Raw genomic sequence first — 19,248 nt, 5'->3', positions numbered from 1 at the left:
AATGAAAAACCTTTTTACATTTCTGTTATTAATTATACTATTTATAAATAGTGTTTTTTCTCAAAGAGAAACAGAAAATTGGTATTTTGGTAATAATACTTCTTTAAATTTTTTAAATAAAAAACTAACTGTAATTAATGATAGTAAACTATTGGCTCCCAGAGGAACTAGCTCTATATCAGACAAAAACGGAAATCTAATTTTTTATACAGATGGAGTTAATGTTTACAACAGTTCTCATATTAAAATTTCTGGTAAAGGTTTAGAAAGTGATTATGTTACTTCCCAAAACGTAATTATTATTCCAAAACCAAACTCATCTACTATATTCTATATTTTTACAATAAAAAGTGAAGTAATAGATGATGGTGGAGGACCAACCATTGGTAAAAATAATAGCTCAAAAAAAAATGCAAATTTTATACCTGGTCTTTACTATTCTACAGTAGATATGTCTGCAAATAGTAACAGAGGTGAAATTACAGAAAGAAACATTCTTATCTTACAAAATGTAAGTGAAAAAATAACAGCAGTACACCATAAAAACGGAAAAGATATCTGGTTAGCAACTCATAAAAGCGATGATAATGATATATTTTTCGATGATTTTTACACCATTTTAGTAACAGATTCAGGAGTAAAGACTCCCAAAAAATCAGATTTTGGACAAAAATTTATTTTTGATAGAAAAGGATACATAAAATTTTCTCCAAATGGAGAATTTTTGGCAATGGCATCAAATACTTCTGGGGGATGGATTTTTAAATTTGATAACGAAAACGGAATTATAAATCAACCTAGACGTTTAGGGTTTGCAACTGGTGTTGGTGACATTGTAAGACCTTATGGAGTTGAGTTTAGTATAGACTCAAATAAACTGTATTTTACAACTAAAAAAGATGATCAAATAGATATTAGACTGTATCAATTTGATATGTCTAGAGTATTTCAAAACAACACTACTTCTCAACTTTTTACAATTGTATCTTTCAGAAATGAAAGCACAATTGGTGCATTACAATTAGCAAATGATGGCAAAATATATAATGCTGTAAATTCTGGAGATAAATTTAATGATAGTGAACCTTTTTTAAGTGTTATAAACAACCCTAAATTAGATACAGAAAGAGAAATTAATTTTATAGAAAGAGGTGTTACAATTTCAGGTGGGGCTACAAGACTAGGTCTTCCAAATTTTATCCAGTCTTATTTTAGAACACGTATTTTAAATGAAACTGGCTGTGTAGACACTGATGAAATTTTTAAAATTGATTCTTACACCACAATACAAAGCGCCACTTGGGATTTTGGTGATGGAAACACATCTAATGAAGTAAGTCCAACTCACCAATTCAAAAACCCTGGTAAGTACTTGGTTAAAGCTACAATTACATTAAATAACTTTCCTTTAAACTTGGAGCAAGAAATAGAAATATTTCCATTACCAATTTTAAAAGCAAATGAAAAAATTGTGCAATGTGATTCTGGTACAGGAGATAATCGTTTTAATTTAACTGAGATTGAATCAAAAATTGTGTCAAAACCTGAAGACTATTTATTTTTCTATTTTGAAGATAAAAATATTGCTGAAGTTGGTTTTCCATCAATCAGAAATTTTGATAATTACAAAAACAAAAGCGATGTACAAACACTTTACGCAAGAGTAATTAATAAAAATGGATGTTTAGACATCGTTCCATTTACTATAGAATTAGCAACTGTAGGTATAGGAAATATAAAAGAAATGTTTGCTTGTGGTATTGTAAATACATCAACAAATAGAACAGAAGGTATTTTTAATTTAACAGAAAAAAGAGCACAAATAAAATCAGAATATAGCCTAGATAACTCTATAACAATTACTTTTTATGATAGCTTTAACAACGCACAAACAAAAAGAAATGAGCTACCAGAAAATTACGAAACATCATCCACAAAAATATGGGTAAGAGCAGATACTGCTTTAGGTTGTGGAGGAATTGAATCTTTTGATGCTACAGTTAATCAACAACCAGAAATAAATGGTATTCAAAACACTTATACTATTTGTTACAATCCAAATCTGCACCCTAATATTACCCTTAGTGCAGATGCTAGTAATGATAAATTTGAATGGAAAAATAGTTCTGGAACAGTAATAAACACCAATCAAAATTTTACATTAACACAAACAGGAAATTTTTCTTTAACAGTTTACAAAACTGAAAACGGAATTGAATGTTCTTTTACCAAAGAATTTACAGTTATCAATCCAGAAGCACCAACTTTTGGTTCTATAACAGTAAACACAGAAAATGAAGAAAACAATATTGTTGATGTTTCTATAAACGGAAATAGCACGTACCAATTTTCTTTAGACAACATTAATTTCGAAGGAAACTCAACATCATACACCTTTCAAAATGTTAGCCCAGGATTAAAAACAATTTATGTTCGTGATACTAATAATTGTGAAACACCAATTCAAACCAATGTTTCTGTTATTGGCTTTAAAAAATATTTTACTCCAGATGGAGATGGAAATAGCGATTTTTGGAATGTAAACGGTTTAGATAGTACACTCTATAAATCTGTCAATATTATTATTTTTAATAGATTTGGTAGAATTATTGGCATCATAAATTCTTTTAACTCCAAAGGTTGGGATGGTACTTTTAAAGGTAAACCTCAACAAGCAAATAATTATTGGTTTACTGCAGAAATTATAGATATAAACGATAATCTTATAAAAGAAACCGGTTATTTTAGCTTAATTAGAAACTAACAAATTCTGCATTAAAATAATACAACATTCCGTATTTTTACAATATGGAATTTAAACTTGTATCAGTATTTTCTCCAACAGGAGATCAACCAGAAGCAATAAAAGAACTTTCTAAAGGTGTAAAAGAAGGCGAAAAATACCAAACCCTTTTAGGAGTTACTGGTTCTGGTAAAACTTTTACAGTAGCAAATGTCGTAAAAAATGTAAAAAAACCAACCTTAGTTTTAGCACATAATAAAACATTAGCAGCACAATTGTATTCTGAGTTTAAACAATTTTTTCCAGAAAATGCTGTAGAGTACTTTGTTTCTTATTATGATTATTACCAACCAGAAGCCTACATTCCAGTAACTGGAACTTATATAGAAAAAGACTTATCTATTAATGATGATATTGAACGCTTGCGTTTAAGCACAACCTCTTCCCTACTTTCTGGCAGAAGAGATGTTTTGGTGGTAGCTTCTGTATCCTGTTTGTATGGTATTGGAAATCCAACAGAATTCAAGAAAAATGTTATTCCTATTCATGTAGATCAGCAAATTTCTAGAACCAAATTTTTACATCAATTAGTCACCAGTTTATATTCTAGAACAGAACACGAAATAAAAAGCGGAACATTTAAAGTAAAAGGAGACGTAGTAACAATTTATCCATCTTATGGTGATAATGGTTATAGAGTTCATTTTTTTGGTGATGAAATAGAGGAAATAGAATCGTTTGATTTAGAGAGCCAAACCGTTTTAGAAAAATTTAATGAACTTACTATTTACCCTGCAAACTTGTTTGTAACCTCTCCTGATGTATTACAAAATGCCATTCATCAAATTCAAGAAGACATGATGAAACAGGTAGGTTATTTCAAAGAAATTGGAAAACACCTAGAAGCAAAACGTTTAAAAGAAAGAACAGAGTTCGATCTAGAAATGATTCGAGAATTAGGTTATTGTTCTGGAATTGAAAATTATTCTCGTTATTTAGATGGACGTGAACCTGGTACAAGACCATTCTGTTTGTTAGATTATTTTCCTGATGATTATTTAATGGTTATTGATGAAAGCCACGTAACTGTACCCCAAACACATGCTATGTATGGAGGAGACAGAAGCAGAAAGGAAAATTTGGTAGAATATGGGTTTCGTTTACCAGCAGCAATGGACAATAGACCTTTAAAATTTGAAGAGTTTGAAGCCATACAAAATCAGGTTATTTATGTTTCTGCAACACCTGCAGATTACGAATTACAAAAAACAGAAGGTGTTTTTGTAGAACAAATTATAAGACCAACAGGTTTATTAGACCCACCTATTGAAATAAGGCCAAGCTTAAACCAAATAGATGATTTAATTGAAGAAATTCAAATTCGAGTAGAAAAAGACGAACGTACTTTGGTAACCACACTTACCAAAAGAATGGCAGAAGAGTTAACAAAATATTTAACAAGAGTAGATATACGTTGTAGATACATACATTCTGATGTAGACACTTTAGAAAGAGTAGAAATTATGCAAGATTTGCGTAAAGGGTTGTTTGATGTTTTAATTGGGGTAAACTTACTTAGAGAAGGTTTAGATTTACCTGAAGTTTCTTTAGTCGCTATTTTAGATGCAGATAAAGAAGGTTTTTTACGTTCTAACCGCTCTTTAACGCAAACTGTAGGTAGAGCTGCAAGAAATGTAAATGGTTTGGCTATTATGTATGCTGATAAAATTACTAACAGTATGCAGAAAACGTTGGATGAAACCGATAGAAGAAGAGAAAAACAAATTGCATACAACACTCAAAATAACATCACTCCTACTCAAATCAATAAAAAAATTGACGATACTTTATCTAAATCTGCAATTTCAAGTTATCATTATGACAATGCCAAACAAGTAGCTGCAGAGCAAGATTTACAATATTTACCAAAGGAAGAAATAGAAAAACGTATTAGAGAAAAACGCAAACAAATGGAGGCTGCAGCCAAAGGTTTAGATTTTATTGTGGCTGCAAAATTACGTGATGAAATTGCGGTTTTGAAGGAGAAAGTTTAATTTATTTTGTATTATTGTTTGCTTAAAATAAATTGCTAACAACATTTTTTTATGAAAAAAATCACAACTATTATTATCCTATTAATAGGATTCAGTTTCACAGCTCAAATAAAATTTGAAAAAGGATATTTTATTGATAATAATAATTTAAAGACTGAATGTTTTATTGAAAACGTTGAATCTACAGATAATTTTGATGGCTTTAATTACAAATTGTCTGAATCTTCAAAAAAGATTATAAATGCCAACATGAATAATATTTCAGAGTTTTCTATTTACAATCGTTACAAGTTTAAAAAGTTTAAAATAAAAATAGATAACTCTATTTCTAATAAACCAAGTAACAAAAGAACATCAGATTATGAAGAAAAAACTTTATTTTTAAAATATTTAGTAGAAAGTAATGTAAGTTTATTAATGTTTAAGAAAGGTCATTTATTAAAGTTTTTTTATAAAAAAGAAAATCTAACTCCAATTCAATTAGAATATAAAAAATATAAAACTAGTTCCAATAAAATTAAAGAAAATACGAATTATCTTTTTCAATTAAAAAATAATTTAAAGTGTAATAATATTTCTTATAAAAATATGAAATATTCAAAGAATAGCTTAACTAAACATTTTATAAAATTTAATAAATGTAAATCTAATAAAATTAAAGATTATAATAAGTTTACTGATTCTCGAGGAAAATTAAAAATATCAATTAGGCCTGGAGTAACTTACAATCTATCTTCAGTATTAATAAACACATCTACTCCAACAGGATTTAAAATTGAAGATACTTCAGCAAAATCTGGTAATAACTTTACTTATAGAACTGGATTAGAATTTGAATATTTTTTTCCACTAAAAAATAATAGATGGTCAATAATAATAGAACCTACCTACTTTTATTTTAAAACAAAAAATAAAACTACTATAACACCAACAGTAGGTTTCCCAAGAACTATATTGACATCCGCTGATTATTCAGGGATAAAATTTCCAGTAGGTATTAGAAGATATTTTTATTTTAATAATACTTCAAAATTATTTTTAAATGCAAATATGATATTTACTTCTATTTTATTTAATAGAGAAATTATTAATGGTGCTAAAGATTTAGGTATAGCAAATAGAAATTTTTATGACTTTGGAATAGGTCTCAAAAAAAATAGATTATCTATGGAATTAAAATATACTTTAGAAAGAAATATTAGAGAAACGCTATTTAATAATGTGAATAACATTAAAGTAGAAGCCGTAAACCTTTCCTCCTTTGAATTAATTCTTGGGTATTCTATATTTTAAACATGCTAAAAAAAAATGAGCAGAAAATAAAATGGAAGTACTGCAAAAGCTTTAGATTTTATTGTGCTGCAAAATTACGTGATGAAATTGCAGTTTTGAAGGAGAAAGTTTAATTTACAAAAATAGATGTTTCAACCATAAGTTTCTTTTTATAAAAACTAAATTAACTAACTCAAAGTACAAAATATCTATTCTTAATTAGTAAAAATTCTACCTCTTTTCCATCCTCAACTTAATAATACTATCAATTAATACTTTTGCTCTTTTTTCGTATTTAATTCGGTCTTTTTCAGTCCACGAATCTTTAGCATTTTTATTAACTCTAGCGTTATTAATATATTTTAGTTCTTTTTGTAATTTTTTAATAATTTGCTCATTAGTTAGCTTTCTTGAAGAATTTTCGCCTAGTTTTTCTAGGTTTAACTGATAGTTTTTAATTTTATCAACATATTCTTTTTCTTGAGAATCAGACCATTTTTTAAGAGTTACTAATCTTTTACGTTTCTTTTGTAAAGCTTTTATTTTTACTTTAATCTTTTTTATTAATATGGTTTTGTCTTGTACATATATCTCTACATCAAATTGCTTAGAAATAAATTCTATATTTGAAAAAACTGGTAAAGACATCAACATAAAAAAGAAAAGGATTATCTTCATTCTTTAAAATTTAACTTTAATATACAAAAAAAACCTTGCAAAAACTGAACCAAATTCAATTTGCAAGGTTTTTATAAAAATATAACTTCAAAAAATTACTAGCTCTTTAAAACTTCAGCAACTTTATCTGCTGCTTCTTGAAATTCTGTAGCAGAAATAATTTCCATTCCAGAATTGTCTATTAATTCTTTAGCTTCTTTTGCATTTGTACCTTGTAACCTACAAATAATTGGCACATTAATTTTGTCTCCCATGCTTTTGTATGCATCTACAACACCTTGTGCAACTCTGTCACAACGTACAATACCTCCAAAAATATTTACCAAAATTGCTTTTACATTTGGATCTTTTAAAATAATTCCAAAAGCAGTTTCTACCCTCTGTGCATCCGCAGTTCCTCCAACATCTAAAAAGTTAGCAGGCTCTCCTCCAGATTCTTTAATTAAATCCATAGTTCCCATTGCTAAACCTGCTCCATTTACCATACAACCTACATTTCCATCTAAGTCTACATAATTTAAACCAGCCGCTTTTGCTTCTACTTCTATTGGGTTTTCTTCACGTAAATCACGCATTGCTGCATAATCTCTGTGTCTGTATAATGCATTTTCATCTAAAGAAACCTTAGCATCTACAGCCATAATTTTATTATCAGATGTTTTTAATACAGGGTTAATCTCAAACATAGAAGAGTCTGAACCTATATATGCTTTGTATAAATTAGTAACAAACTTTGTCATTTCTTTAAAAGCTGCTCCAGACAAACCTAAATTAAAGGCAACTTTACGAGCTTGAAAAGGCATGATTCCTAACAAAGGATCTATCTCTTCTGTAAAAATTAAATGCGGAGTTTCTTCTGCAACTGTTTCAATATCCATTCCACCCTCAGTAGAATACATAATCATATTTTTACCAGTGGCTCTATTTAATAGAACTGACATATAATATTCATCTGGCTCAGAATCTCCAGGATAATAAACGTCTTCACAAATTAAAACTTGATTTACTTTTTTACCTTCTGCAGAGGTTTGTGGGGTTACCAACATCATTCCAATAATCTCATTAGAAATACTTTCTACTTCAGCCAAATTTTTAGCTAGCTTTACTCCTCCACCTTTTCCACGTCCACCTGCATGAACTTGTGCTTTAATAACATGCCAACCTGTTCCAGTTTCTGCAGTTAATTGTTTTGCTGCATCTACAGCTTCTTTATGGTTGCTTGCAACAATTCCACGTTGAATTCTAACGCCAAAACTGCTTAAAATTTCTTTTCCTTGATATTCGTGTAAGTTCATTTATAGTTCTTTTAAAAAACGTTTACAAAAGTACAAATTCAGAAATAAAACGATGCATAGTTTTTTCTAAAAGATGAAATAGAAATTTTCTTTAAGAAATATTTAACAAACCAATAATGTAACACTCTAAATTTTGTGATGTCTTTCTTATAATTAACACCTCTTTAAGATTTTTCTTTACATAAGATAAATACTTTCGTGGTGTGTTTACACATAATCAACCAAAACTATATGTTAAAAAAGATCTTTTTATTACTGATTGCAGTTTTTTCTGTTCATCAGTTTTCGGCACAAAACAAAGAAAACAGAAAAACAATTAAAACAACAAGAGTTACAAAAGCTCCAAAAATTGATGGAGTTTTAAATGACGAAGCTTGGAAAAAAGCAGAATTATGTACCGACTTTGTAATTTTTAGACCCGAAAATGGTGAATTGGTAAAACCAAACTATCAAACTATAGTAAAGGTTATTTATGATGATGATGCTATTTATATTTCTGCACAAATGAATGACCCTGATCCTAAAGGCATCCCAAAAGAATTTGCTGTGAGAGATAATTTTAGTCAAGCAGATTTTTTTTTAGTAACCATAAACCCAAATGATGATGGTCAGAATCCTTTTGAGTTTATAGTCCAATCAACAGGAAATCAAGCAGATTCTAAAGTTTCTAATGGAAATGAAGATTTTGATTGGAGTGCTGTTTGGGATAGTGCTGTTTCTACAGATGAAAATGGTTGGAATGTAGAAATGAAAATACCTTACAGAGCTTTACGTTTTGCAAACAGACCTGTACAATCTTGGGGATTTAATTTTCATAGAAGATTAGAAAAACTAAACCAACAACATACTTGGACACATATAGACAATACTGTAGGTAGATGGACACAGTATGATGGTTTAATTACAGATTTTAGAGATATTAAGCCAAGTACAAGGTTAAATTTATATCCTTATGCCTCTGCAATTACAAATACTTTCGAAGGAAAAACAGAGTTTGATTGGAGTGTGGGTATGGATGTAAAATACGGTTTAACAGAAAACTTTACGTTAGATGCTACATTAATCCCAGATTTTAGTCAGGTTGGTTTTGATGATGTTGTCTTAAATTTAGGGCCTTTTGAACAACAATTTAGAGAGCAAAGACAGTTTTTTACAGAAGGTACTGAGCTTTTTAACATTGCCAATTTATTTTATTCAAGAAGAATTGGTGATGCACCTATTGATCAGTTTAATGTAAGGTCTACCTTAATAAATCAAGATAATTTTGATGCAAACGGAAAAAAAGTAAATGAAGAAATTATAGATTACCCTACAAAAGTAACCATGCTTAATGCTGTAAAAATTTCTGGGAGAACAAAAAAAGGCCTAGGTATTGGTTTTTTTAATGCCATTACAGAAAAAACTGAAGCAACAATAAAAAGAGTAGACTCTACAAATACAAACGGAACATTTACTAGAGAAGTTTCAGAAAGAAAAGAAGTAACAAGTCCATTTACAAACTACAATATCTTAGTACTAGATCAACAATTTAATCAAAACTCAAGTGTATCTTTAATAAATACAAATGTTACAAGAGATGGACGTTTTAGAGATGCAAACGTAACTGCTTTAGATTGGCATATAGAGACAAAAGATAGCAAGTATAATGCAGATGGTTCTTTTAGAATGAGTAATATTTCTGATGATGTTAACAACCCAAACACTGGGTATACATTTGACAATAGTTTTGGTTACAACTCTGGAAATTGGTTTTGGGAATTAGGATATAACTTTGAAAATAAAGACTTTAACCCTAACGATTTAGGTATCTTATTTACAAACAACCAACAAACCATTTACGGTAATTTGGGCTGGAGAACTGTACAACCAACAAAAAACTTTAATAGAATTTGGATCAATTCTTATCACAATGCTAATTTTCAGCACTTTTCTGGTGTTTATACTGGATATAGAGCTGGTGTTGGAGGAAGTGCACAAACCAGAGAACGATTTTCTTTTGGAGGTAATTTAAATTATGGTTCTGAAAGCAAAGATTTTTTTGAGCCAAGACAAGGTACAACAAGTGGTATCTATTTTACACAACCCCAAAGAATGAATGTAAACACTTGGTTCGAAACCAACTCACAAAAAAAGTTTGAACTTCAAGGGAGTATTTATTATACTGGTTATTCTAACAACCCAAAAGAAGGCTATGGTTTTGGTGTTGGACTTCGTCAAAGATTTAACAATCAGTTTTCTTTAAGATATAGATTAAGATTTAATAAAACTAATGACGACCAAGGATATGTAGATGAAACTGCAAATAATATTATTTTTGGTTTTAGAGACCGAAAAAATTACACCAACACTATTTCTGGTAAGTATAGTTTTAGCACAAATTCATCTTTATCACTAAGTTTTAGACATTATTGGGAGACAGTTTCTTATAACAGCTATGCAAATTTATTTTCTGATGGAAACCTATATCCAAACTCAAATTATACTGGTAATAATGTAAACTTTAACAGTTGGAATTTAGACTTAAACTATATCTGGCAATTTGCTCCTGGAAGCCAGTTAATTGCATTTTACAGAAATTCAATTTTTAATTCAGACACAAATTCTAATTTAAGTTTTACAGAAAATTTAGAAAATTTATTTGACCAATCTCAAAGACATACATTTTCTGTAAGATTTGTTTACTTTATAGATTACAACAAACTAAAAAACATTTTTTAAAAATATTATCTCCCCAATTACTAGAAGAAAAACAGATATACTTAATTAAGTGTATCTGTTTTTTTATACTTTAGTGCTAAGATAAAATTCGTATGATTATTACAAAAAATATCCATAAATATTATGGAGATGTAGCCGTTTTAAAAGGCGTAGATTTACATATTAAAAAAGGAGAAATTGTTGCCATTGTTGGTCCTTCTGGAGCAGGAAAAACAACTCTTCTGCAAATTTTAGGTACTTTAGACAGCCCCTTAAAAGAACAAAACTTTGAGCTTTCTATAAACAACACTTCTCTAAAAAACCTTTCAGATAAAGAATTATCTAGTTTTCGAAACAATCATATAGGTTTTATTTTTCAATTTCATCAATTATTACCAGAATTTACAGCTCTAGAAAATGTTTGCATCCCTGCATTTATTGGTAAAAAAGGAAAATCAGAAACAGAGAAAAAAGCAAAAGAACTATTAGAATTTTTAGGATTATCACATAGAATACAACACAAACCTAACCAACTTTCTGGAGGAGAGCAACAAAGAGTAGCAGTAGCTAGAGCTTTAATTAACAGCCCTTCTGTTATTTTAGCTGATGAACCTAGTGGAAATCTAGACAGTGATTCTGCAAAAAGTTTGCATGAATTATTTTTTAAGCTTCGTGATGAATTTGGACAAACATTTGTTCTAGTTACTCACAATCAAGAATTAGCAAATATGGCAGATAGAACTCTTACTATGATTGATGGCAAAATTAAGCAGTAAATGAAAAAAATTGTACTCTATTTTTTTAGTTTTTTACTATTAACATCTTGTGCGTCTATTTTAAATGGAAAAAGAACTACTGTTAAAATTTCATCAGATAATTTAAGTAAAATAATAGTTGAAAATGATACTGTTGCTATAAATAGAGAAAAAACTATTATTAAACCTCTTCGTTCAAGCAAACCCTTAAAAATAACAGTAATAAAAGATAGTTTACAACAAGTCTTCTATTTTAAAAGAAAAATATCTTCTACAACCTTACTTAATATATACAATTATGGTATTGGTTTATTAGTAGATATAAATAACAAAAAAATATTTAGATACAGAAATAACATTCATTTTGCAACTGATACGATTTCTAAAAAAATTATTCTCAGCAATAAAAAATTAACAACATTTAAAAAGAATACCTTTTTTTTATATACTTCTCCACTCCAAGCATTCGATTATTTTTCTATTCCAATGGGAACCATAGGTGTTGAATATTTTTTTGCAAAAAACTTTAGCCTAAGTGCAGAATATGGTACTTTATTTCCTAAAACACAACTTAAAAGACATAACATTGCTTATTTAAAAGATGCTGCCAACTTGTATCGATTTGAAACCAAATGGTATAATGGAATAAACTTGACAGAAAATGTTCATTTAAATGAATATTTAGGAATAGAATTTCGAAATATAAACAGCCAATATAATGATTATATAGACTATCATGAAGATGTTAATAATATAAATTACAGTAACATAATAAGAGACGATTTTGCCACAAAAAAAAGAGTAATCGTATTAAATTTAAAGTATGGAGCAATAATTCCGCTTGGAAAAAGGTTTTATTTTGATTTTTACACTGGCTTTGGAATAAGAATAAAAAAATTTAATCATATAAATTTAGAATATGATAAAACTATTCACAAAATTTATGATGATGATTTTCCATCTCTTGATTTTAAAGAATTTAAAGATTATAATAAAAGAACTCTTCTAAATTTTTCTTTAGGGTGCAAATTTGGTATTAATTTTTAATATTTATGACTCAACAACAACTCAAAGAGTTTTTAGATGAAAAAGTAATTCTATACAATAATCCTAAGTTTATTGAGTCTGACCCTATTCAAATTCCGCATTTATTTAGTAAAAAAGAAGATATCGAAATCGCAGCATTTTTAACAGCTACAATTTCTTGGGGCAATCGTAAAATGATTATTAAAAATGCTTCTAAACTAATGAATTTGTTAGATAATGCTCCTTTTGATTTTGTAATAAATCATCAAAAAAAAGATGTAAAACATTTAAATAACTTTGTACACAGAACCTTTAACAACATAGATTTACAACAGTTTATAAAATCTTTGCAACATATTTACAAAAATCACCAAGGCTTAGAAAATGTGCTGTTAATTAAAGATCATGCAAATACTTACCAAAATGCTATACATCACTTAAAGCAAGTTTTTTTTGAAATTCCACATCAACAAAGAACTCAAAAACACATTTCAGATCCTTTAAAAAATTCTGCTGCAAAGCGTATAAATATGTTTTTACGTTGGATGGTTAGAAATGACAATGCTGGTGTAGATTTTGGTATTTGGAAATCGCATAATCCAGCAAATTTATCCTGTCCTTTAGATGTACATTCTGGCAATGTAGCAAGAAAGTTAACTTTATTAAAAAGAATGCAAAACGATTGGAAAGCTTTATCAGAATTAGATACAAAACTTAGAAAATTAGACCAAAACGATCCTGTAAAGTATGATTTTGCCTTGTTTGGCTTAGGAGTTTTTGAAAAGTTTTAAATAGAAATTAACAAGTGTTTTTTTATCGTAATTATTACGATAAATTTAATCTTTCTAAATTATAAGTATTATGAAAAAAATAGTATTCTTATTTCTCTTAACATACTGCATAAGCACTGTAAGTCAAGATCACAGAATGCCACTAGACACAACAGTTGTAACCACAAATTCTGTTAAAATAAAAGGCAAAACTATAAATTATAAGGCTACAACAGGTTTCCAACCAGTTTGGAATGATAATGGCCAAATAATAGCCTCTCTATACTACACTTATTACAAAAGAACTGATGTAAAAGATACCTCTAAAAGACCAATTATCATGTCTTTTAATGGTGGTCCAGGTTCTGCCTCTGTTTGGATGCATATTGCCTATACAGGGCCTAAGGTTTTAAAAATTGATGACGAAGGTTTTCCTATACAACCTTATGGAGTCAAAGACAATCCCAATTCTATTTTAGATGTTGCAGATATTGTTTATGTAAACCCAGTAAATACAGGCTACTCAAGACCAGTTGTAGCTAAAGGAAAGAAATTACATAAATCTCTTTTCTTTGGCATTAATGCAGATGTAAAATATTTGGCAGGTTGGTTAAATACTTTTATTACCAGAAATAACAGATGGCAATCACCTAAATACATCATTGGAGAAAGTTATGGAGGCACAAGAGTAATGGGTTTAGCTGCAGAACTACAAAACAGACACTGGATGTATTTAAATGGAGTTATCATGGTATCTCCAGCAGATTACAAAGTATTAAGAACAGAAAGCTCTGTAGATTATGCAATTAATCTGCCTTACTTTACTGCTGCTGCTTGGTATCATAAAATGTTACCAGAAGAACTTCAAAAACAAGATTTATTAGAAATTTTGCCAAAATCTGAAGATTTTGCTATCAACTTTTTATTACCAGCAATTGCAAAAGGCGGATTTATAGATAAAAGTCAGAGAAATAGTATTGCAGAAAAATTCTCTTACTTTTCAGGTTTAAGCAAAAAAGTAATATTACAAAACAATTTAGAGGTATCTCCTAGCTTTTTTTGGAAAGAGCTTCTACGTAACAGAACTGGGCAAACAATAGGCAGGTTAGACTCTAGGTATTTGGGTTTAGATAAACGTGAAATTGGTACAAGACCAGATTTTAACTCAGAATTAACCTCTTGGCTACACTCTTTTACACCAGCTATAAACTTCTATATTAGAGAAGAACTAAATTTTAAAACAGATATGAAATACAATGTTTTTGGATCTGTTTCTCCTTGGGACAATAGAAATAATAATGTAAGAGAAGGTTTGAGGCAAGCCATGGCTCAAAACCCTTATTTAAAAGTATTAGTACAATCTGGTTATTATGATGGTGCAACAACTTATTTTGGAGCAAAATATACGATGTGGAAAATAGATCCTAGTGGAAAAATGAAAGATCGGTTCTTTTTTAAGGGATATAGAAGTGGACACATGATGTATTTAAGAAATGAAGATTTGCAAAAAGCAAATGATGATTTAAGAACATTTATCAAACAAAGTTTATCCAATGGAAAACCTGCAAAATATTAAATAAATGCAATTTAAAAATCCTGAAATATTATACTTATTAGTGCTCTTAATTGTGCCTATTTTAGTGCATTTATTTCAATTGCAAAAATTTGTTAAAACACCTTTTACAAATGTTGCATTTCTTAAAAAATTAATACAACAAACAAGAAAAAGTTCACGTATAAAAAAATGGTTGATTTTAGCAAATAGATTACTATTATTTTCAGCGATACTTTTTGCTTTTTCTCAACCTTATTTTAGCAGTAAAAAAGCTAAAAAAAAATCACATAATTTTATATATTTAGACAACTCTTTAAGCACAAATGCTAAAGGAGAAAAAGGCGAATTATTAAAAGTTACTGCACAGGAAATTATAGATAACACAAAAGAAAACAGTATCTATTCTTTGCAAACAAATACAGATTTTTATAGTAATATTACAAGTACAGAATTAAAAAACACTCTCTTAAACTTAAAAAACAGTACAGAAAAATTAGATATATCAACAGTTTTACTAAAAATAAAACAAAATTCAGAATCAGAAACTAAAACTTTAAATAATAATATATTAATTTCTGATTTTCAGAACAATTACCTAAATGAGTTTACAAATGTAACACCCACTTTTTCTGCTATAAAATTGAATCAATCCATTAAAAACAACATTTCTATAGATAGTGTTTTCATTAGTAATACAAACGCAGAAAGTTTCATTCTAAATATTGTTGTCAGAAATCAAGGTACTTCAAAAAAAGAGGTTCCCATAGCTATTTTCAACAAAAACAAACTCATCAGCAAACAGTCCTTCTCTATCGAAAAAGATTCAGAAAAAAATATTGAATTTAACATTCAAAATAAAATAAATTTTGAAGGGAAAATAACCATACCTTTTGTCGATACTTTTGATTTTGACAACACTTTTTATTTTACTATAAAAAACAACAAAAAAACAAACATTTTAGCTGTTGGTAGTAATCTAAATTTTCTATCTAAAATTTATGATAAAACAGAATTTAACTTTACTAATTCTTCACTTTTAAATGTAAATTATAGTAGCATAGATAAACAAGATTTAATCATCATTTCAGAACTTGAAAATATACCACAAATCTTATCAAAAAAATTATTAGAATTTTCAAAAAATGGTGGCAATTTGGTAATTATTCCAAACGAAAATGCAGACATTGTTTCTTACAATACTTTTTTAAATCAATTAAATATTGGTAATTATAAATCAAAAATAAAAGATACTGTTAAAATTACTTCAATCAATTATAGTCATCCTTTGTTTAACAATGTTTTTTCTAAGAAAGTATCTAATTTCCAATATCCAGAAACATATAACTACTACCCTACTCAATTAAAATCTAGTAGTACTATTTTATCTTTCGAAAATAACCAGCCATTTATTCAACAAATAAATAAAAAACAAAACACCATCTATTTACTGTCAAGTGCTATTAATAAAGCAAATAGTAACTTTTTAAATTCACCAATAATTGTTCCTATCTTTTACAATTTCGGAAAGTTAAGTTTTAAACACCCAAAATTGTATTACTCTATTTTAAAGGAAAACAAAATAGATGTAAATGTTTCTGTAAAAAAAGATCAAGTTTTATCAATTTCGAATGACAAAACCAACTTTATTCCCTTGCAACAAACATTTCAAAACAAGGTTACCATCATTACTAAAAACCAACCCAAAAAAGCTGGTATATATCATATTTTAGTACAAAACGATACTTTAGAGCAAGTGGCTTTTAACTACCCAAAAGAAGAGAGTAACTTGAACTTTTTAGATATAAACGAACTTAAAAAAGTGAATGAAAATATAAATATTTCTAACGAAGTTGCATCCGTTTTTACTACTATTAATAAAAAAAATGAAGTTCAATGGCTTTGGAAATGGTTTTTAGCAATCGCAATTGTATCTTTGCTGTTAGAAATTTTGATTTTAAAATTCTATAAACCATGATTACGCTTATAAAATCGGCAACGATTATAGACTCTTCAAGCCCTTATCATCAACAAACAAAAGACATTTTAATTCGTAAAGGAATTATTGAAAAAATAGATGATATTATTCCTGTAAAAAAAGAATATCAAATTGTAGAAAAAGAAAATTTACATGTTTCTTTAGGATGGTTTGACACAAGTGTTTCTTTAGGAGAACCAGGCTTTGAAGAAAGAGAAACCATAAAAAAAGGATTAGAAGTTGCTGCTAAAAGTGGGTTTACTGCAATTGCTGTAAACGCAAATACAAACCCAATTATAGACTCAAAATCTGCTGTAGAATTTTTAAAAAATAAAGCAATTGGTGCAGCTACAAACCTCTATCCTATTGCTGCATTAACTCAAGAAAGCAAAGGTTTGGAAATGGCAGAATTGTATGACATGCAACAATCTGGAGCTATTGCTTTTGGCGATTATCAAAAATCAATTACCAACGACAATCTTATGAAAATTGCATTATTATATGCACAGAATTTTGATGGTTTGGTATTGAGTTTCCCTAAAAACAATTCAATTGCAGGAGAAGGTATTGCAAATGAAGGCTTAAATAGCACAAAATTAGGTTTAAAAGGAAGTCCAGCTTTAGCAGAGCATATACAAATTGCTAGAGACCTGTTTTTGTTAGAATATACAGGAGGCAAACTTCACATACCAACTATAACAACCGAAAAATCTGTAAATTTAATTAAAGAAGCTAAGAAAAAAGGACTTCAGGTTACTTGTAGCGTAACTGCACATCATTTATTTTTAACTGATGATGAATTGCACGAATTTGACAGCAATTACAAAGTAACCCCTCCATTAAGAGCAAAAAGTGATGTAAAAGGGCTACAAAAAGGAGTTAAATCTGGAGTAATTGATGTTATTACATCAGACCACAACCCAATTGATATAGAAAACAAAAAAGTCGAATTCAGCGAAGCTAAAAACGGAACAATCGGATTGGAAAGTTTTTTCGGAGCTTTAAACTCTGTCTTAGATTTAACAGATTTTATAGACAATATAACCCAAAAACCTAGAGCTATTTTTGGCTTAGAAAGCCATACTATAAAAGAAGGTAACAAAGCAGAAATTACACTTTTCAACCCTAAAGAAACATACAACTTTACAAGTAAAGAAATTTTATCAACGTCTAAAAACAGTGCTTTTTTACATAAAAAACTAACTGGAAAGGCATTTGGAATTTACGCAAACAATCAACTTATTTTAAACTAATTTTTATGAAAAACCAAACAGTAAACGAAGGTAAAACTTTTGCAATTATCAGTCATTTATGGTTAATAGGTTTAATTATTGCTTTTATCTTAAATAACAGTAAAAAAAATTCTTTTGCCAATTTTTATATCAGACAAATGATAGGAATTAATATACTTATCATTATTAACAAGTGGGTTATTTACGACTTAATAGGTGGTTTTGTTGGCTGGATTTTTGCAGTTATCATATTCGTCTTATGGTTAATTAGTTTTATTGGCTGTATAAAAGGTGATGAAAAAAAAGTTCCAATTTTTGGTGATCATTTTCAAGATTGGTTTAAAAGTATTTAATTAAACAACTATTTATGAATAACTTACATTACCTAATAAGAGAACCTAAAAAACAAATAGAAAACCCGCCTTTATTAGTTTTATTGCATGGTTATGGTAGTAATGAACAAGATTTGTTTTCTTTTGCAGAAGAATTACCTGCAGATTTTTTAATTATTAGTGCCCAAGCACCCTATTCTATGGGTTTTGGAAGTTATGCTTGGTATGCTATTAATTTTGATGATGTAAACGGAAAATTTTCAGATTTAACTCAAGCCAAAGAATCTATAGACAAAATAGCTACTTTTATTGATGAAATTAAAGTAAAATACAACACAAATCCAGATAAAACATTTTTATTAGGCTTTAGTCAAGGTGCAATTTTAAGCTATTCTTTAAGTTTTTTCTACCCAAATAAAGTCCAGAATGTAATTGCTTTGAGCGGTTATATAAATACAGATTTACTACCTAAAATAATTTCTAAAGAGATTACTACAAATTACTATGCTTCTCATGGAACTGTAGACCAAGTTTTACCTGTAGCTTGGGCAAGAAATACAAAACCTTTTTTAGATAATTTAGGTTTACAATGCGAATATTCTGAATATCCTGTAGGTCATGGAGTTGCACCACAAAACTTTTATAGTTTTAAAACTTGGATTGAAAAACGATTATAAGTTTTACAAATAATTTCGCTCAAGAAAAACACAAAATAAAGTATCTTAGTCGAGGTTGTCTGAAAAGTATTAAAATTTGTCATTTCTGTAAAGGAGAAATCTTATTTAATCAAAATCAATCACATATATTTTTCTACAAAGCCTGTCTTGAGCGAAGACGAAAGGCTCAAAATAATAGATAAATTAA

14 protein-coding genes are annotated in these 19,248 nt (G+C 28.6%); 12 read left to right on the top strand and 2 right to left on the bottom strand.

The genetic code is table 11. The annotated features are described in order from the left end of the window. Position 1 precedes the first annotated feature (1 nt). From ACY2RW_RS07055 to ACY2RW_RS07045, 3 genes are read left to right on the top strand one after another with little or no spacing between them, the layout of a single operon-like run. On the top strand, positions 2-2,764 hold the full coding sequence (locus ACY2RW_RS07055; protein WP_490122008.1) for a T9SS type B sorting domain-containing protein: 2,763 nt from the start codon (positions 2-4) through the stop codon (positions 2,762-2,764). Between the two features lie 44 nt (positions 2,765-2,808). Then, positions 2,809-4,797: an excinuclease ABC subunit UvrB gene (gene uvrB / locus ACY2RW_RS07050; protein WP_490122007.1), complete on the top strand. Its 1,989-nt coding sequence runs from the start codon at positions 2,809-2,811 to the stop codon at positions 4,795-4,797. A gap of 51 nt (positions 4,798-4,848) precedes the next feature. Continuing rightward, positions 4,849-6,090, top strand: coding sequence for a hypothetical protein (locus ACY2RW_RS07045; protein WP_490122006.1), 1,242 nt, complete (start codon positions 4,849-4,851; stop codon positions 6,088-6,090). Between the two features lie 210 nt (positions 6,091-6,300). On the opposite strand, the gene ACY2RW_RS07040 is transcribed toward ACY2RW_RS07045, so the two are convergent. Both ACY2RW_RS07040 and sucC read right to left on the bottom strand, forming a co-directional pair. After that, the gene (locus ACY2RW_RS07040) at positions 6,301-6,747 is read right to left on the bottom strand and encodes a hypothetical protein (RefSeq protein WP_490122005.1); all 447 of its coding nucleotides are present in this window, start codon (positions 6,745-6,747) and stop codon (positions 6,301-6,303) included. A gap of 98 nt (positions 6,748-6,845) precedes the next feature. Continuing rightward, a complete protein-coding gene (gene sucC / locus ACY2RW_RS07035; RefSeq protein WP_490122004.1) occupies positions 6,846-8,042 on the bottom strand; it encodes an ADP-forming succinate--CoA ligase subunit beta in 1,197 nt (398 codons plus the stop codon). A 231-nt stretch (positions 8,043-8,273) separates the two neighbouring features. On the opposite strand from sucC, the gene ACY2RW_RS07030 reads away from it, so the two are divergent. The 9 genes from ACY2RW_RS07030 (at position 8,274) to ACY2RW_RS06990 (ending at position 19,061) form a co-directional block, all read left to right on the top strand. Further along, a complete protein-coding gene (locus ACY2RW_RS07030; RefSeq protein ID WP_490122003.1) occupies positions 8,274-10,760 on the top strand; it encodes a DUF5916 domain-containing protein in 2,487 nt (828 codons plus the stop codon). 92 nt (positions 10,761-10,852) lie between these two features. Beyond that, on the top strand, positions 10,853-11,515 hold the full coding sequence (locus ACY2RW_RS07025) for an ABC transporter ATP-binding protein (protein WP_490122002.1): 663 nt from the start codon (positions 10,853-10,855) through the stop codon (positions 11,513-11,515). Then, positions 11,516-12,541, top strand: a complete 1,026-nt coding sequence (locus tag ACY2RW_RS07020; RefSeq protein ID WP_490122001.1) for a hypothetical protein — start codon at positions 11,516-11,518, stop codon at positions 12,539-12,541. A 5-nt stretch (positions 12,542-12,546) separates the two neighbouring features. Continuing rightward, entirely contained in the window at positions 12,547-13,311 is a 765-nt protein-coding gene (locus tag ACY2RW_RS07015) for a TIGR02757 family protein (protein WP_490122000.1), read from the top strand. A gap of 70 nt (positions 13,312-13,381) precedes the next feature. Further along, positions 13,382-14,866: a S10 family peptidase gene (locus ACY2RW_RS07010; RefSeq protein ID WP_490121999.1), complete on the top strand. Its 1,485-nt coding sequence runs from the start codon at positions 13,382-13,384 to the stop codon at positions 14,864-14,866. Between the two features lie 4 nt (positions 14,867-14,870). After that, complete coding sequence (locus tag ACY2RW_RS07005) at positions 14,871-16,820, top strand: BatA domain-containing protein (protein ID WP_490121998.1); 1,950 nt, start codon at positions 14,871-14,873, stop codon at positions 16,818-16,820. Continuing rightward, a complete protein-coding gene (locus ACY2RW_RS07000) occupies positions 16,817-18,073 on the top strand; it encodes a dihydroorotase (RefSeq protein ID WP_490121997.1) in 1,257 nt (418 codons plus the stop codon). Before ACY2RW_RS07005 ends, ACY2RW_RS07000 begins: the two co-directional genes overlap by 4 nt. A 5-nt stretch (positions 18,074-18,078) precedes the next feature. Next, the gene (locus ACY2RW_RS06995; RefSeq protein WP_490121996.1) at positions 18,079-18,405 is read left to right on the top strand and encodes a hypothetical protein; all 327 of its coding nucleotides are present in this window, start codon (positions 18,079-18,081) and stop codon (positions 18,403-18,405) included. A gap of 14 nt (positions 18,406-18,419) precedes the next feature. Further along, on the top strand, positions 18,420-19,061 hold the full coding sequence (locus tag ACY2RW_RS06990) for an alpha/beta hydrolase (protein WP_490121995.1): 642 nt from the start codon (positions 18,420-18,422) through the stop codon (positions 19,059-19,061). Positions 19,062-19,248: the final 187 nt, after the last annotated feature.

The organism is Polaribacter sp. 2305UL8-11 (genome assembly GCF_058147165.1).
This window is presented reverse-complemented; position numbering and strand designations above follow the sequence as displayed.

Excerpts from the sequence above, each read along its gene's own strand:
- ACY2RW_RS07045 (WP_490122006.1), top strand. The coding sequence starts at position 4,849 with ATGAAAAAAATCACAACTATTATTATCCTATTAATAGGATTCAGTTTC.
- ACY2RW_RS07000 (WP_490121997.1), top strand. The coding sequence starts at position 16,817 with ATGATTACGCTTATAAAATCGGCAACGATTATAGACTCTTCAAGCCCT.
- sucC (WP_490122004.1), bottom strand. The coding sequence starts at position 8,042 with ATGAACTTACACGAATATCAAGGAAAAGAAATTTTAAGCAGTTTTGGC.
- ACY2RW_RS06990 (WP_490121995.1), top strand. The coding sequence starts at position 18,420 with ATGAATAACTTACATTACCTAATAAGAGAACCTAAAAAACAAATAGAA.
- ACY2RW_RS07040 (WP_490122005.1), bottom strand. The coding sequence starts at position 6,747 with ATGAAGATAATCCTTTTCTTTTTTATGTTGATGTCTTTACCAGTTTTT.
- ACY2RW_RS07055 (WP_490122008.1), top strand. The coding sequence starts at position 2 with ATGAAAAACCTTTTTACATTTCTGTTATTAATTATACTATTTATAAAT.
- ACY2RW_RS07005 (WP_490121998.1), top strand. The coding sequence starts at position 14,871 with ATGCAATTTAAAAATCCTGAAATATTATACTTATTAGTGCTCTTAATT.
- ACY2RW_RS07025 (WP_490122002.1), top strand. The coding sequence starts at position 10,853 with ATGATTATTACAAAAAATATCCATAAATATTATGGAGATGTAGCCGTT.
- ACY2RW_RS06995 (WP_490121996.1), top strand. The coding sequence starts at position 18,079 with ATGAAAAACCAAACAGTAAACGAAGGTAAAACTTTTGCAATTATCAGT.
- ACY2RW_RS07010 (WP_490121999.1), top strand. The coding sequence starts at position 13,382 with ATGAAAAAAATAGTATTCTTATTTCTCTTAACATACTGCATAAGCACT.
- uvrB (WP_490122007.1), top strand. The coding sequence starts at position 2,809 with ATGGAATTTAAACTTGTATCAGTATTTTCTCCAACAGGAGATCAACCA.
- ACY2RW_RS07020 (WP_490122001.1), top strand. The coding sequence starts at position 11,516 with ATGAAAAAAATTGTACTCTATTTTTTTAGTTTTTTACTATTAACATCT.
- ACY2RW_RS07015 (WP_490122000.1), top strand. The coding sequence starts at position 12,547 with ATGACTCAACAACAACTCAAAGAGTTTTTAGATGAAAAAGTAATTCTA.
- ACY2RW_RS07030 (WP_490122003.1), top strand. The coding sequence starts at position 8,274 with ATGTTAAAAAAGATCTTTTTATTACTGATTGCAGTTTTTTCTGTTCAT.